Origin of the sequence: Variovorax sp. LjRoot290, assembly GCF_964253985.1 — a bacterium.
In the GTDB taxonomy this organism is placed as follows: Bacteria; Pseudomonadota; Gammaproteobacteria; order Burkholderiales; family Burkholderiaceae_C; genus Variovorax.
The window spans coordinates 733,334-747,038 of the sequence record NZ_CAXURW020000001.1 but is presented as its reverse complement, the minus strand read 5'-3'; the positions used below and the strand labels follow the sequence as shown (position 1 = coordinate 747,038).

Here is a 13,705-nt window from a genome sequence, read left to right as displayed (position 1 = left end):
CCCAAGGAGCATGTCCATGTCCAAGAGCAGCCAGAAATTCATCGCCCGGAACCGGGCGCCGCGGGTCCAGATCGAGTACGACGTGGAGCTCTACGGCGCGGAGAAAAAGGTCCAGCTGCCCTTCGTGATGGGCGTACTGGCCGACCTCTCAGGCAAGCCAGCCGATCCGCTGGCGCCGGTGGGCGACCGCAAGTTCCTCGAGTTCGACACCGACAACTTCGACGTGCGCATGAAGGCCATGAAGCCGCGCGCCGCCTTCTCGGTGTCGAACACGCTGACCGGCGAAGGAGATCTCAAGGTCGACATCACCTTCGAGAACATGGAGGACTTCTCGCCCGCCGCCGTGGCCAAGAAGGTCGATGCGCTCAACAAGCTGCTCGAGGCCCGCACCCAGTTGTCGAACCTGGTTACCTACATGGACGGCAAGGGCGGCGCCGAAGACCTGCTGGCCAAGGTGCTGGAAGACCCGGCGCTGCTGCAGACGCTGGCCGCCAGCAAGAAGCCCGAAGAAGGCGCCGCGCCGGCCGCCTGACGCCCCATTTTTTGCACACGAGGAGAACCCGACATGGCTGAAGCACTCGAGCAGCAGAGCCCTCTGAAAGACGTTGCCTACGAAGGAAGCGATTTCTCGTCGCTCCTGCAGAAGGAGTTCAAACCGCGCAGCGACGAGGCCAAGAGCGCCGTCGAGGCGGCCGTGCTCACGCTGGCGCAGCAGGCGCTGGCCAACACGCAGGTCATCGGCAAGGATGTGACCAAGTCGATCCAGGCCATGATCGCCGCGATCGATGCGAAGCTCACCGAGCAGATCAACAAGATCCTGCACAACGAGGAGTTCCAGAAGCTCGAGAGCGCCTGGCGCGGCCTGCACTACATGGTGAACAACACCGAATCGGACGAGAACCTCAAGATCCGGGTGATGGACATCTCCAAGAAGGAGCTGCACAAGACCTTGAAGAAGTTCAAGGGCGCCGCCTGGGACCAGAGCCCGCTGTTCAAGAAGGTCTACGAGCAGGAATACGGCCAGTTCGGCGGCGAGCCCTTCGGCGCCATCGTCGGCGACTACCACTTCGACCAGAGCCCGCCCGACGTCGAACTGCTGGGCGAGATGGCCAAGCTCGCGGCCTCGGCGCATGCGCCCTTCATCACCGGCGCGAGCCCCAACCTGATGCAGATGGAGTCGTGGCAGGAGCTCGCCAACCCGCGCGACCTGACCAAGATCTTCGGCACGCCCGAGTACGCCGGCTGGCGCAGCCTGCGCGAGTCCGACGATTCCAAGTACATCGGCCTGTGCATGCCGCGCTTCCTGGCCCGCACGCCCTACGGCGCGAAGACGAATCCGGTCGAGGAGTTCGACTTCGAGGAAGAGGTGTCGGGCTCCGACCACGGCAAGTACAGCTGGGCCAACGCGGCCTACGCCATGGCCACCAACATCAACCGTTCGTACAAGCTCTACGGCTGGGGCTCGCGCATCCGCGGCATCGAGTCGGGCGGCGCGGTCGAGAACCTACCGCTGCACACCTTCCCGAGCGACGACGGCGGCGTCGACCAGAAGTGCCCGACCGAGATCGCGATCAGCGATCGGCGCGAGGCCGAGCTCTCCAAGGCCGGCCTGCTCTCGCTGATCCACCGCAAGAACTCCGACTTCGCCGCCTTCATCGGCGCCCAGTCGCTCAACAAGCCGGCCGAGTACGACGACCCTGACGCGACGGCCAATGCCAACCTCGCGGCGCGCCTGCCCTACCTCTTTGCCTGCAACCGCTTCGCGCACTACCTCAAGTGCATCGTGCGCGACAAGGTCGGCAGCTTCAAGGAAAGAGCCGACATGGAGCGCTGGCTCAACAACTGGATCATGAACTACGTGGACGGCGACCCCGCCAACTCCTCCGAGGAAACCAAGGCCCGCAAGCCGCTGGCCGCGGCGCAGGTGGTGGTCGAGGAAGTCGAAGGAAATCCCGGCTACTACAGCTCCAAGTTCTTCCTGCGCCCGCACTATCAGCTCGAAGGCCTGACGGTGTCGCTGCGCCTGGTCTCGAAGCTGCCGTCGGCGAAGGGCGGCAAATAAATTTCCGCGAAATCGTTGCAAACGCAGCGACCCGTTCGTTCTCTCTACAGCTGCCGAGCTGGCCCGCGGGGCGCACTGCGAGGAAGCTGATTTTTCTTGGTTCACACAAACTGAAAGGTGGGCATCATGGCCGTAGACATGTTTATCAAGATCGCCGACGTCAAGGGCGAGTCGAAAGACAGCAAGCACAAGGAGGAGATCGACTTGCTGGCCTGGAGCTGGGGTGCCAGCCAGTCGGGCAGCATGCACCTGGGGAGCGGAGGTGGCGCGGGCAAGGTCAGCGTCCAGGACCTGTCCTTCACCAAGTACGTCGACTCCTCTTCCAATGCGTTGCTGCTTGCCTGCTGCAACGGCAAGCACTTTGCCGATGCGACGCTCGTGGTGCGCAAGGCGGGCGAGGACGCACAGGAGTACCTCACGATCACGCTGAACGAAGTGCTCGTGTCGGCCGTCTCCACCGGCGGCAGCGGCGGCGAAGACCGCCTCACCGAGAACATCACGCTCAACTTCGCGAAGTTCAAGTACGAGTACAAGCCGCAGAAGCCCGACGGTACGCTCGATGCGGCCAAGACGGCGGCCTGGGATATCCGCGCCAACGTCAAAGCTTGAGCGGCCGGATCGAGGCGGGGCGCTCGGAGAGCGTCCCGCATGCGGTTAGGGCGGCAGCGGCTGCGTGACCTCGTCATCCATGCCGTCGGCGTGGGCCCACAGCGTCAACGCGGTGTAGTTGTCGTAGCCCGGCTTGGCGTTGGCCCTGACCTGCTGGTCGATCTCCTCCACCCATCGGCTCGCGTCCTTCGCCGCGCGCAGCATCTCGAGCAGGCGCTCGTCTCCGAGCGGCTCCCAGACCCCGTCGGTACAAAGCAGCAGCACGTCGCCCGCCATCAAGGGCATGGGCGCGGAGACCGCGATCTCCGGCTGCTCTTCGACCGAGCCCAGCGCCGACAACAGCATGTTGCGCTGAGGATGAAGGCGAGCGCCCTCCTCGTCGAGCATGCCGCCAGCCACCATCTGCTGGACCAGGCTGTGGTCGACGGTGCGCGCCACCGGCGCGCCGGCGCGAAACAGGTAGGCGCGGCTGTCGCCGCTGTGGGCCCAGGCAATCTGGTTCTCGTGCAGGTCGACCGCGGCCAGCACCACGGTCGAGCGCATCGCCGCCAGCGTGCCGCCCTCGGCCTGGCGCGCCACGATGTCGAGGTTGGCGCGCGCGATGAGCCGGCGCAGCATCTCGGCATCGAGCCCCGGATTTGCCGCGAAGCCCTCCAGCACGCTGCTGCGCGCGATGGCCGCCGCGACGTCGCCTCCGCCGTGGCCGCCCGCGCCGTCGGCCACCAGGCAGGCGACGAAGCGGCCGTCGTTCCAGTGGCCGAACACGTCTTCGTTGTAGCTGCGGCCGCCTTGCCTCGACAAGGTGACGATTTCTATGTCCACGGCCCCTCCTCTTTCGTTCTCTTCAACCGCCGCCGGATTTGAGGCGCGCCATCTGCTCTTCGTAGGCCTCGAGGAAGGCCTTGCCGAACAGGGTGTGGAAGTCGTCCTCTGCCTCGCTCGCGATGCCGGCATAGAGCGCGATGAACTGGTCCCACAGCTTGGCCTTGCGGTTGGCGGCGAACAGGCTGTCGAGTGCCGACTTGGCTGCGATCTTCTTTTCGAGCTCTTCCGGTCCGAAGCGCTCGATCACGTGGGCCAGCGCGGCCCGCATGCCGACCATCACGCCGAACTGGTGCGCGCGCAGATCGTCGAAGGCGTCGCGCATCGCGGCCTCGGCCGGCATGAAGCCGCGCACGCCGGGCCCCAGCAGATGCGCGAGCGCGACCTCGACGGTGGGCGAGAACTTCAGCGGGTTGTTGGCCTCCGCCGCGATCATCGTGACCTCGGCGCGCACCTCGCGCTTGAACTCCTGGCGCGTGAGCAGCAGTTGCAGCGTGCCTTCGGTCGCCGAACGCAGCAGGACGCCGACGCGTTCCATCAGTCCGGGCGTGAGCGCCTCGGGCATCGGGTGCATGCTGCCCAGGCCGCGCAGGAAGGCGGCCAGCAGCGCATCGGCCGGCACCGCCGCGGCCGGCGGCGATGGCGCGAAGCCCGGCGCTTTCGCGGCCAGCGGCGGGGGTACGGGTGCTTCGATCCGCGCGCCCGTCATGTCGTCGAAGCTCGGCGAGCCGAGCGGCGCATCCAGATCGTCCAGCAGCGACGAGGCTGCCGGCGGCGCGATCGCCACCGGCGGCACATAGCCGAACTGCCCGATCGGCACGTGATCGCTGCGCGGTGCCGGCGTCGCGGGCGCGCGGCCCTTCAATGCGGCGAGCGGATCGAGTCCGCCCGCCGTGTTCGGCTGCAGCAACGGATCCGCAAGCGGCGAGAGCGCCAGCGGATCGCCGCCCAGGCCGCTGGGGCCTGCGCTGCCGCCGAACAGCGCGTCGATGCCGGCGGCCTTGCCCGCCGGCGGCGCGGCCAGGTCCGAAAAGTCGTCGAGCGCGCCCAGGCCCGCCGCGGCCTTGGCTGGTGCGCCGGAGGGTGCGGGCGCCAGCAGGTCGGCAAAAGGATCCGTGTCCGCGGCCCGGCCGCCGGCAGCGCCGGGGCCGAAGGGGTCGGGAAGCGGCACCGGCGCACTCGCCGCCGGCGCCGCGCGGCCCGCGGGCGCGGCAGGCGTTGCAGGCGCCAGCCCCGCGAGCAGGTCGGCAAAGGGGTCGTCGTCGCTGGCCGCCGGCACGTGCAGCGGCGCCGGCCGCGAGGCAGCGCCAGGCGCATCGGCCGCCGCGTGCTGCACCGAGAGTTCGAAACTGCCGATCACCAGCCGATCGCCGTCCGCCAGCTTCACCTCGCTGCCCGAGCCCAGCGGCTGGCCGTTGCGCTGCATGGGATTGCTGCCGTGATCGGCGATGTAGAAGTCGCCGTTGCGAAACGAGATCTGCGCATGCATGCGAGATACCGTCCGGTCTGGATCCTGCAGCACCAGCGTGTTGGTGTCGGCACGGCCGATGGTGCCGCCGGCCGGACCGAAGCTGGCGGCGAGCGGCTGCCCGGGCGGCGCGCCCCGGACGTTGAGAACAGCGATCCGTATCACCTGGTGGCCTCTTTACTCTCTGTCTAGGGCGCGAGCAGCAGCACCTTGACCTGGCTCGGCGCGATCGACACACCAGGACAGTTCGTGCTGTTCTGCAAGGCCACGCTGCTGAGCCGCGTGGCCGGCTTGCCGCCGATCAGCACCGTGAACGCGCCGGTCAGGTTGCGCGCCGGGCCCATGACGGTGCCGGAGGCCACGCCGGTGGCGACGCCGGCGTTGTCGCCGTTGGTCATGGGGATGGTGGTTCCCAGGTTGTGTGCCGGCGCGTTGCTGAGCAGCACCGTGTAGACCGCATTGACCGCCATCGGCCGCGTGGCGATGTTCGGATAGGGCGTGGGCACCGGCCCGCCGGGCGTCGGCGTCAGGCAGACATCCGGGAAGCCGGTGTCCTGGCCGCCCATCTGGGTGTTCGCGAACATGGCGATCCTTTCATCCAACGTGAATCTGGGCGCCGTCGACCTTGGTCAACTCGCGCGAGGAAAGCAGCATCGTCCCGGCCCGGATGTTCGCCACGTGCTCGGCCTTCACGTCGAGGATGCCGGTGCGCACATGCTCCGCCTGCGCAATATGACGATAGCTGCGATCGGCCGACACCTGCAAGCGCGACAACACTGCCTCCGCGGCCTCTGCGAAGAGCCGCGCCGCCGCGGAACGCAGCACGAACTCGACGCCGGTCACGCGCATCAGGCGCGCGGCCCAGTGCGCGCTGTCGAACCGCCCGGTGAAAGTCGCGCCCTGCAGATGCACGGCCTGCTGCGCTTCGATCCGGATGTCCTTGTCCGACTTCAGCGCGAAGCCTTCCGGGGCATGGAGCGTCAAGGGGGCATCGCAGGCCCGGCTGAGCACCGCGGTCATGAAGAGACGACCGTCCGGCGCGCGAAACAGGCCGACCTCGTCGCCCGGCTCCGGAACCACCATGCAGCTGAATGCGCGCGTTGCTTCATGCACGCGCCGGTCGAAGCTGACGTACACCACGTCGGCAGCGGTCTCCACGACGCTGCCGACCACGTAGGCCGCGGCGGCGGACGACGCCGCGAGCTTGGGCTCGCGTTGATCGATGACTTCCATGGTGTTCACCTTTTTTGCGATGGCGGATCGAGGGGGCTCCATGCTTCGGCCGCGGCGAGCTCGGGATCCTCGTACAGGATGCTGGCGCCGGCAGGCAGGCGCACGCCGATGCGCCGCGCCTGATGGAATTTCGTGCGTTCCCAGCTGGCGCCGTCGAAGTCGGCGCCGGACACGTCGGCATGGGAAAAGTCGGCGTAGACCAGGTTGGCGCGTGCGAAGCTGGCGCGCAGGCACCTGGCGCGATGGAGCATCGCCTGCTCGAGCCGCGTGCCGGCAAAGCGGGCGTCTTCGAGCAGCGCATCGCTCCAGATGCTCTGGAAGAAATCCGCACCGCTGCCGTCCATGCGCTCGCAGCGCGATTCGATGAACAGCGTGTTGGCGGCCTTGGCCTTGACCAGGTTCGCGTCCGTCAACTTGGCGCCCTTGAAGTTGCATTGCTGCAGCTGCGCGCCCGACAGGTCGACGCCGTCCAGATCGGCCTCCATGAACTGGCTGCGCTGCCAGTCGGCGCCCGCCAGCCGCTGGCCCGCGAGGCGCACCTTGCTCATGACCGATTGATCGATGCGGCAGCCCCTCAGGTCGGCGGCCGAGAGATCGGCCTCCACCACCACGGACTTGAAGAACAGCAGGTCCGAGAGGTCGATCGCCTCGGTGCGCGTTTCGACCAGCGACAGTTGCACCGCCCTTGCGCCCGCGAGCCGGGCGCCAGCCAGCGACGACTTGATGAAGTTCGCTTCCGTCAGGTCGGCCTTGCTGAAGCTGCTGCCGTCGAAGCGGCTCTGGACCGCATTGAATCCCACGCAGGCGGATTCCGACAGATCCACATCGCACACGCTCGACTCATGGAAGGTTGCGCCCGTCATCACCGCGCCCTGGAGGCTGGCGCCGTCGAAGCGGCACTTGCTCAGGATGCTGTCGGCAAAGCTGGCACCGGCCATCGCGCAGCCGCGGAAATCGACGTTCTCGAACACGGCGCCGCTCAGCCTGGCGCCGGACAGATCGACGCCTTGCAGCGAAGCGCCTTGCACCGGGTCGGCATTCTCGATCTTTGCCATGAGTTCGCTCTTCTGCATCGGCGTCATGGCGATGAAGGCACAGGTGGGCGCCAGCGCGGATAGATGCGGGCTCGCTTCGTGAGCGAGCCCTCGAAGGAGGTGTGCTCATCGGCGCGGATGCGCGCCAGGTCTGCCGCGTACAGGTTGCAGTCGCACAGCTGTGCCGAGAAGGCTTCGGCGTTGCTCAGGATGGCGTCCATCAGGTTCGCACCGCTCAGGTCGGCGCGCCCCAGCAGCGCCTTGCGGAAGCTGGCCTCGCGCAGGTCCGCGTGCCTGAAGGTGGCACCGGCAAGGTTGCAGGCGGTGAAGTCCGCCTGGCGCGCCTGCACGCGGTCGAGGCAGCTGCCGCTCAGGTCGCTGCCCTGGCCGAAATAGGCGCCGGCCAGCGTGGCGCCGGCGAAGACGGCACCGGCGAGATCGATCGCCTCGACGAAACGAGCGCCTGGCAGGCTGGCATTCGAGAAATCGGCGCCGCGGCAGGCGAACTTGTAGAACACGGCAGTGCCGCCGGTGCACTGCAGCCACCGCGCGCCCTCGGCCTTGCAACTGATGAACTGGGCGCCGCCGAAGTTGGCGTGGCTGAAGTCGGCCGACGACAGGTCGCACTCGAGGAACTGGGCCTCGGCGAGCTCCGCATGCGAGAGGTCGATGCCGATCAACGATGCGCGATAGAACTGGGCAGCCCCCACGATCGCGCGTGCCAGCCCGGCTTGCTCGAGGCGCGCCTCCCACAGGTTCGCTCCGGCGAACACCGCGCCGGCGGCGTCCACGCTGTGCAGGTTCGCCTTCCCCAGATTGGCATTGCTGAAGTCGCAGCCGGCCGCGAGGGCTTCGCCCAGATCGGCGCGCACCAGCACGGCCCCGTCGAAGCTGGCGCCGGCGAGCTGCATGCCATGGAGATTCGCCGCTTCGAGCATGGCGCCGGTGCAGTCGACGCCGCGCAGATCGAAGCGGCGCAGATCGGCGCCCGTGAGATCGAGGTCGCGCAGGCCGTGGCCGGCCGCGAGCCGCTCTTCCACCCAGCGATGCTGCCGCTCGGCGAACCTGCCGGTCGCGGCGGGCGCGGGATGCATGTGCTGGGCATGGCGGACATAGATGTCGCGCAACTCGCGATCCTGCCGGTCCCAGCGTGCGTGCAGCTTCTCGTCGGCCAGCATCTCGTCCACTTCGTCCAGCGGCGTGTTGCTGCGCTTCGCCACGCCCTGGAGCTCGTTCAGCGTGGCCATCGTCTGTGGCTTCAGCGGCTTGGGCGGCCCGCCCTGCCCGACGCCCGCCAGCTCGTCGCGAACGACGTCGAACGAAAGGCCCTGTTGCGTGTACGCCGTCTCCGAGGCCTGCAGCATCGCGGCGGCCGCCTTCTTGCCCTGCTCGATCCGCTTCTGCCCGTCCACCGCGAGCTGGCGCATGAACTCGCCGAGCTGGGGCAGCGGCGGCATGGGCGGAAGCGCCCCGAGCGTGGCCGCGGGCGCATGCGCGTCGGGATCGAGTCCCAGGGCGATCACCTCGTCGCGGCCCGCCTTCAGCTGCACTTCCGCACGCCGGCGCAGGCGCTCGCCGTAGCTGTCGGCGGCCGGCTTGCGGTTGAGATCGAAATCGGCCGGCAGCAGGCCTTCGAAGGGCAAGTCCTCGGGCAGCAGCTGCTCGTCCATCAAGGACAGCAATGCTGCGTCCTCGGACTCGACGCGGTCCAGCAGCACCTGCTTGTAGTGCCCGCGCGCGCGCGGGCGGCCGATGTGTTCGGCGGCCACCATCACGGTCTGGATGTCGCCGGCATCGTCCTCCGCCACCTTGCACAGGCCTTGCCAGACCAGCACGACCCGGTCCGCCTCCGGCAGGAAGACCACCGTGCGCAACGCGGTGCTCAGCTCTTCCATTTCGTGCGCCGCGCTCTTGCGCTGGATGAAGGCGCGCACCGCGACGCCCGGCAAGGCACCGCGCAGCAAGGGCTCCGAGGCCGAGAGATGAGCCAGTTCGTAGCCTTCGTTGCCTGCGAAAGGCGAGGCGCTGCGCTGGTCGGCGGGCGCGATGTTGTGGATGCACAGGTCCGCATCGAGCGCCAAGCCGGGAAACTCGGTCTTCAGCCAAGCCTCGTCATAGGTGCCGGCGCAGGCGAGGCGTTCCGGATGCGCGAGGTCGAGCACGCCGAAGGCCATCGGCCGGTTGCGCGCCGGATCCCGATGCCAGGGCTTGTCCGCCGCCTCGATGCACGGCAAGGGCAGATAGCCATCGGGCCGCACGGACGAGGGATGCCCGCAGCCGCGCACGTTGAGCGGGAACTCCTTGCCGCCATAGGCATTCGCCCAATCGAGAGCGACGCGGGTGAGCGGCTCCTGATGGACGATCGCCTGGCCGTCGGTGAACCGCCGCCCGTGCGCCAGCGCGATCTTCTCGATGCCGGCGAAACGGATGCCAAAGGAGATGCTCGCCGCCTGCGAGCCTGGCGGCGCATGCACCGCGCCCGCCAGCAGGAACTCGCCGCCCTTCTTCGGCGCGCCCGCCTCGACGAATTCCGGAAAGGCCTGCGGCAGCACAGTCCACAGCTTCTGCTCGGAGCACAGCATGGCTGCCTCGCGCAGCGGAACCATCGCGAAGGTCGACACGCAAAGGAACAGCTCCCGCCTGTGCTCGATGCATCGTGGGAGCACGCTGAGGCAGTTGGGCTTGACGATTCTCATGACGCTCGGGCGGCCCGCTCACCCGATCAGGTGCAGGCCGGCCTTGTCCACCACCACGGCGGCCTTCTTCAGCACCGGGCCGGCGTTCTCGAGAAAGCTGCCCAGGTGCAGCAGCGCCACCCCGGCCTTCTTGTTGAAGAGGCCGCCCTCGTCGATCTTGATGCCGCAGGCCTCGGCCTTGAAACCCGTCCCCTCGATGCTCATCGGCGTCAGCTTGACGATGTTGTTGTAGTTCTCGAGCAGGTTGCCGCCCAGGCGGCTGAAGAAGCTGTCGATGTATTTCACGCCGCCCGGCGCGCAGACCGTCAAACCACCGGTCGCGGTGATGGTGTAGGCGCCGGCCGTGGTCGTGGTGATGCCGCCGGCCACGGTCTGCGAGAGCGAGCCGCCGATCGTCTGGGTCATCGACCCGCCGACCGTGTCGGTGCGCGAGGCGCCGATGGTGACGCTCTCGCTGGCGCCCACCGTCTTCGTGTCGTCGGCGCCGATGGTGTGATCCCGCGCCGCGCCGATCGAGACGGTCTCGCTGGCGCCGACCGATTCGGTCCGGTTCGACGCGATGGTGATGTCTTCGTTCGCGCCGACGGTCTCGGTGCGGTTGGCGCCGATGTCGATCTTCTCGTCCACACCGACCGTCTCGGTCCGGTTGTTCTTGATATGGTTGGTCTCGTCGTTGTCCACCGTCTTCTTGCGGTCGTGGCCCACCCAGTGCGTCTCGTCGCTCTCGACCTCGATGTCCTGGTTCTTCTCGGCGTGCAGGAAGACCTGCTCCGAGCCCTTCTTGTCCTCGAAGCGCAGCTCGTTGCAGTTCGAGGCGCTGCCCTTGGGCGTGGAGCGCGTGCGAAAGCCGCTTTGCGTGTGCGAATCGAAGGGCTTCGGCTGGTCGTCGTTGTAGACGCGCCCGACGATGATCGGCCGGTCCGGGTCGCCGTTCAGGAAATCGACGATCACCTCCTGCCCGATGCGCGGAATGAAATAGCCACCCCACCCCTTGCCGGCCCAGGGCTGCGACACGCGCACCCAGCAAGTGGACTTCTCGTCGCTCTCGTCGTAGCGGTCCCAGTGGAAATGCACCTTCACGCGGCCGAAGTCGTCGGCATGGATCTCCTCGCCCTTCGGGCCGACCACGATCGCGCTCTGCGGGCCGGGCATGGTCACGCGCGGCGTCAGCCGCGGCGGCCGGAACACGGTTTCTGCCGGCAGCACGGTGAGCAGGAAGACACCATTGCCGCGCACCGGCTGGTGCAGCTCCGGCGTCCCGCGCACGATGTCCTGCAACGCTTCGATCCAGTTGGCGTTGATCGGGTCCTCGCGCAGCAGCTCGAGCAGCAGCTGGCCCTGCCGGTCGACCTGGCTTTCGCTCTCGCTCATGCTCTCGTAGCCCGGATGCGTCACGACGAAGGCACAGCTCGCGATCAGGTAGTCGCCGTCGGCGCCGCCGGCCGGATGGCCCTTGAAGCTGAAGTTCATGCCGGCGGCCACGTCGGGCCAGCGCGTGATGGCCCAGTTCAGGCGACGGCGCGCGACCAGCTCTTCGGTGCGCACCTTGGCGGCGTCTTCGGTATCGGCTTCGCGAAAGTAGCCGCCGGGAAACTCGAAGGCCTCGAAATCGGCCAGCTCGTGCACGTCGGGATCCCCCTTGTCGGCGCTGAGCTTCTTGCGGATGGCCTTGAAGTCGCTGTCGCGCGAGGCGAAGCTGCCGGTGTCGAGGCGGCGCGAATCCACCCACAGGCTGATCTCGTTGAAGCGCGCTTCGCTCGCGCCCGGGGCCACGTAGTTCAGCGTGTCGGTCACCGGCAGCTTCTTGTGCGCCACGTCGCTCGCGTCGGCGAGGTGCATCGTGCCCGGCGCGTCGTGCGCGTCGAACCAGTAGTAGACGCCTTCGTCCTCGAGCAGCCGCGAGAGGTACTGGTAGTCGCTCTCCTGGTGCTGCACGCTGTAGCGCCGCGCATCGTGCGTGCCGATGACCTTGTCGGTCTTGATCTTCTTGAAGCGCTTGATCGGGCTGTCCTCGAACACGGCATCGAGCAGGTCCAGCACCGGCTTGTCCTGCAGGATGCGCGAGTTGCTGCGCTTGGTGAGCAGCCAGAACCACGAGCGCAGCGTGAAGCGGTATTCGAAATAGCGCCCCACGCTGCCCTTGCGCATGAAGCGCACCGCATGCCCCTGGCAATGGCGCTCGTGCTTGGCGCCGTCGGCATCGAGGAACTCGAACACCACGTCGAAGGCGCGGCCGAGAATGTCCTTGGCGTCGATCTTCTCGTTGGCCGACAGCACGGTCAGCTCGTAGGCCGCCGGACGCGACAGGCTTTCCTGGCCCACCACGCTCCAGAACATCAGGTCGTCGTTGACGGGCGAGTCGCTCTTGATGATGAATTGCGTGTCGGCCATGCGTATTCTTTCTGTGTTTTCTAGGACGAATGGGAGGCCGCCGCTTCGCAGGCCTGCGCCGACACGATCCAGCCGTCGACCGGCTTGCCGCCTTCGATGCGCAGGTGCGCGGCCGTCACTGCACCGACGGCCAGCCCCGCTTCCGCGAGCACCTCGCGCAGGTAGCTGTCGCGATGGCTGTAGCGGCCGTGGTGGTGCAGATGGAAGCCCGCCTCCTTCACATCCTCCGGCGCATCGAGCGCTTCGACGGTGAACACCAGCCAGCCGCCCGGCCGCAGCGCCCTGGCCGTGGCCTGGGCCACCCCACGCAGATCGCCGAAATAGCACAGGGTGTCCGCCGAGATGACGAGGTCGTAGGAGGCCGGCGCCGCGCCTTCGATAAAGGCCGTGAGTTCGGCCTTGGCCAGCGCGTCATAGACCTGGCGCACCCGGGCCCGCGCCAGCATCCGCTCGGACAGATCGACGCCTTCCAGGCGCCGCGCGTAGGATGCGAGCAGCGGGCCGCACAAGCCGGTGCCGCAGCCGGCGTCGAGCACGGCGAGCTCGCGCCGGGGTGCGCCCAGCAGCCCGGCCACGGTCTGCGCAATCAGCTCCGGCGCGCGGTAGTGCAGGTGCGCCAGCTTGGCATCGAAGCTGTCGGCGAAGCCGTCGAACACCTTCTCCACATAGTCGTCGGCGGCGCGCGCCGGCACGCCTTCGCCCGAGCAGGCCGCGAGATGATGGCGCGCCGCCGGGTTGCCGGGCTCGTCCTTCAGCCAGTCGCGGTACACCTGCGCCGCCTCCTCGAAGCGCCCGAGCGTGTAGTAGGCCAGGCCGAGCGCCTCGCGCGCCGGCGCATGGCCGGGCTTCAGCAGCAATGCTTCGCAGAAGCAGCGCATCGATTCCTCTTCGCGTCCCAGGCTGTTGAGCAGGCGGCCGAGATTGGTGTGGGCCTCGACGTTCTTCGGATCCAGTTCGATGGCGCGCCGGTAGGCGCTCTCCGCTTCTTCGGGCCGCCCCTGCTCGCGCCGCAGCACGCCGAGGTTGTTGTGGATGTCGGCGCGCGCAGGCGCCAGGCGCGCGGCCTCTTCGTAGGCATCCGCGGCGGCGTCGACCTGGCCGGTTTCGAGCAGCACGTTGCCCAGGTTGTTGTGCCAGTCGGGCACCGCGGCATTCAGCGCGATCGAGCCGCGGATCAGCGCGAGCGCCTCTTCGCTGCGGCCGCGCTGGTGCGCCAGCACGCCCTTGAAGTGCATCGCGTCGGCATTGGCCGGCGCCGCTTCGAGGAGGCGTTCATAGAGCTGTGCCGCATCGTCGAGGCGATTGGCTCGGTGCATGGCCATCGCCAATGCCAGCGCTTCGTCGAAGCGCAGATGGGTGGCAGGTTCGTAACCCGGTGGAAGCTTCATCG

At 67.9% G+C, this 13,705-nt stretch carries 11 protein-coding genes; 3 read left to right on the top strand and 8 right to left on the bottom strand.

Translation table 11 applies throughout. From position 1 onward, the window contains the following. Nucleotides 1-10 precede the first annotated feature (10 nt). The 3 genes from tssB to ACSQ9A_RS03820 all read left to right on the top strand — a co-directional run bounded on the left by tssB (nucleotide 11) and on the right by ACSQ9A_RS03820 (nucleotide 2,671). Nucleotides 11-532, top strand: coding sequence for a type VI secretion system contractile sheath small subunit (gene tssB / locus ACSQ9A_RS03830; protein WP_212733719.1), 522 nt, complete (start codon nucleotides 11-13; stop codon nucleotides 530-532). Nucleotides 533-565: 33 nt separating this feature from the next. Continuing rightward, complete coding sequence (gene tssC / locus ACSQ9A_RS03825; RefSeq protein ID WP_093110792.1) at nucleotides 566-2,062, top strand: type VI secretion system contractile sheath large subunit; 1,497 nt, start codon at nucleotides 566-568, stop codon at nucleotides 2,060-2,062. Between the two features lie 126 nt (nucleotides 2,063-2,188). Beyond that, nucleotides 2,189-2,671: an Hcp family type VI secretion system effector gene (locus tag ACSQ9A_RS03820; protein WP_436302743.1), complete on the top strand. Its 483-nt coding sequence runs from the start codon at nucleotides 2,189-2,191 to the stop codon at nucleotides 2,669-2,671. Between the two features lie 45 nt (nucleotides 2,672-2,716). Here ACSQ9A_RS03820 and ACSQ9A_RS03815 read toward each other — a convergent pair whose 3' ends face one another. The 8 genes from ACSQ9A_RS03815 to ACSQ9A_RS03780 are packed head-to-tail and all read right to left on the bottom strand — an operon-like array spanning nucleotide 2,717 to nucleotide 13,703. Then, the gene (locus tag ACSQ9A_RS03815; protein ID WP_436302742.1) at nucleotides 2,717-3,493 is read right to left on the bottom strand and encodes a PP2C family protein-serine/threonine phosphatase; all 777 of its coding nucleotides are present in this window, start codon (nucleotides 3,491-3,493) and stop codon (nucleotides 2,717-2,719) included. A 22-nt stretch (nucleotides 3,494-3,515) separates the two neighbouring features. Next, nucleotides 3,516-5,126 carry a type VI secretion system-associated FHA domain protein TagH gene (gene tagH / locus ACSQ9A_RS03810; RefSeq protein WP_436302741.1) on the bottom strand — a complete coding sequence of 537 codons (1,611 nt, stop codon included), beginning with the start codon at nucleotides 5,124-5,126 and terminating at the stop codon, nucleotides 3,516-3,518. 23 nt (nucleotides 5,127-5,149) lie between these two features. Then, entirely contained in the window at nucleotides 5,150-5,545 is a 396-nt protein-coding gene (locus tag ACSQ9A_RS03805) for a DUF4150 domain-containing protein (protein ID WP_093110786.1), read from the bottom strand. Nucleotides 5,546-5,555: 10 nt separating this feature from the next. Further along, nucleotides 5,556-6,194, bottom strand: a complete 639-nt coding sequence (locus tag ACSQ9A_RS03800; RefSeq protein ID WP_436302739.1) for a DUF3540 domain-containing protein — start codon at nucleotides 6,192-6,194, stop codon at nucleotides 5,556-5,558. Between the two features lie 5 nt (nucleotides 6,195-6,199). After that, complete coding sequence (locus tag ACSQ9A_RS03795) at nucleotides 6,200-7,249, bottom strand: pentapeptide repeat-containing protein (protein ID WP_436302738.1); 1,050 nt, start codon at nucleotides 7,247-7,249, stop codon at nucleotides 6,200-6,202. 23 nt (nucleotides 7,250-7,272) lie between these two features. Next, entirely contained in the window at nucleotides 7,273-9,924 is a 2,652-nt protein-coding gene (locus ACSQ9A_RS03790; protein WP_436302737.1) for a DUF2169 family type VI secretion system accessory protein, read from the bottom strand. 18 nt (nucleotides 9,925-9,942) lie between these two features. After that, a complete protein-coding gene (locus ACSQ9A_RS03785; protein WP_436302736.1) occupies nucleotides 9,943-12,315 on the bottom strand; it encodes a type VI secretion system Vgr family protein in 2,373 nt (790 codons plus the stop codon). Between the two features lie 20 nt (nucleotides 12,316-12,335). Beyond that, nucleotides 12,336-13,703, bottom strand: coding sequence for a tetratricopeptide repeat protein (locus tag ACSQ9A_RS03780; RefSeq protein ID WP_436302735.1), 1,368 nt, complete (start codon nucleotides 13,701-13,703; stop codon nucleotides 12,336-12,338). Nucleotides 13,704-13,705 lie beyond the last annotated feature (2 nt).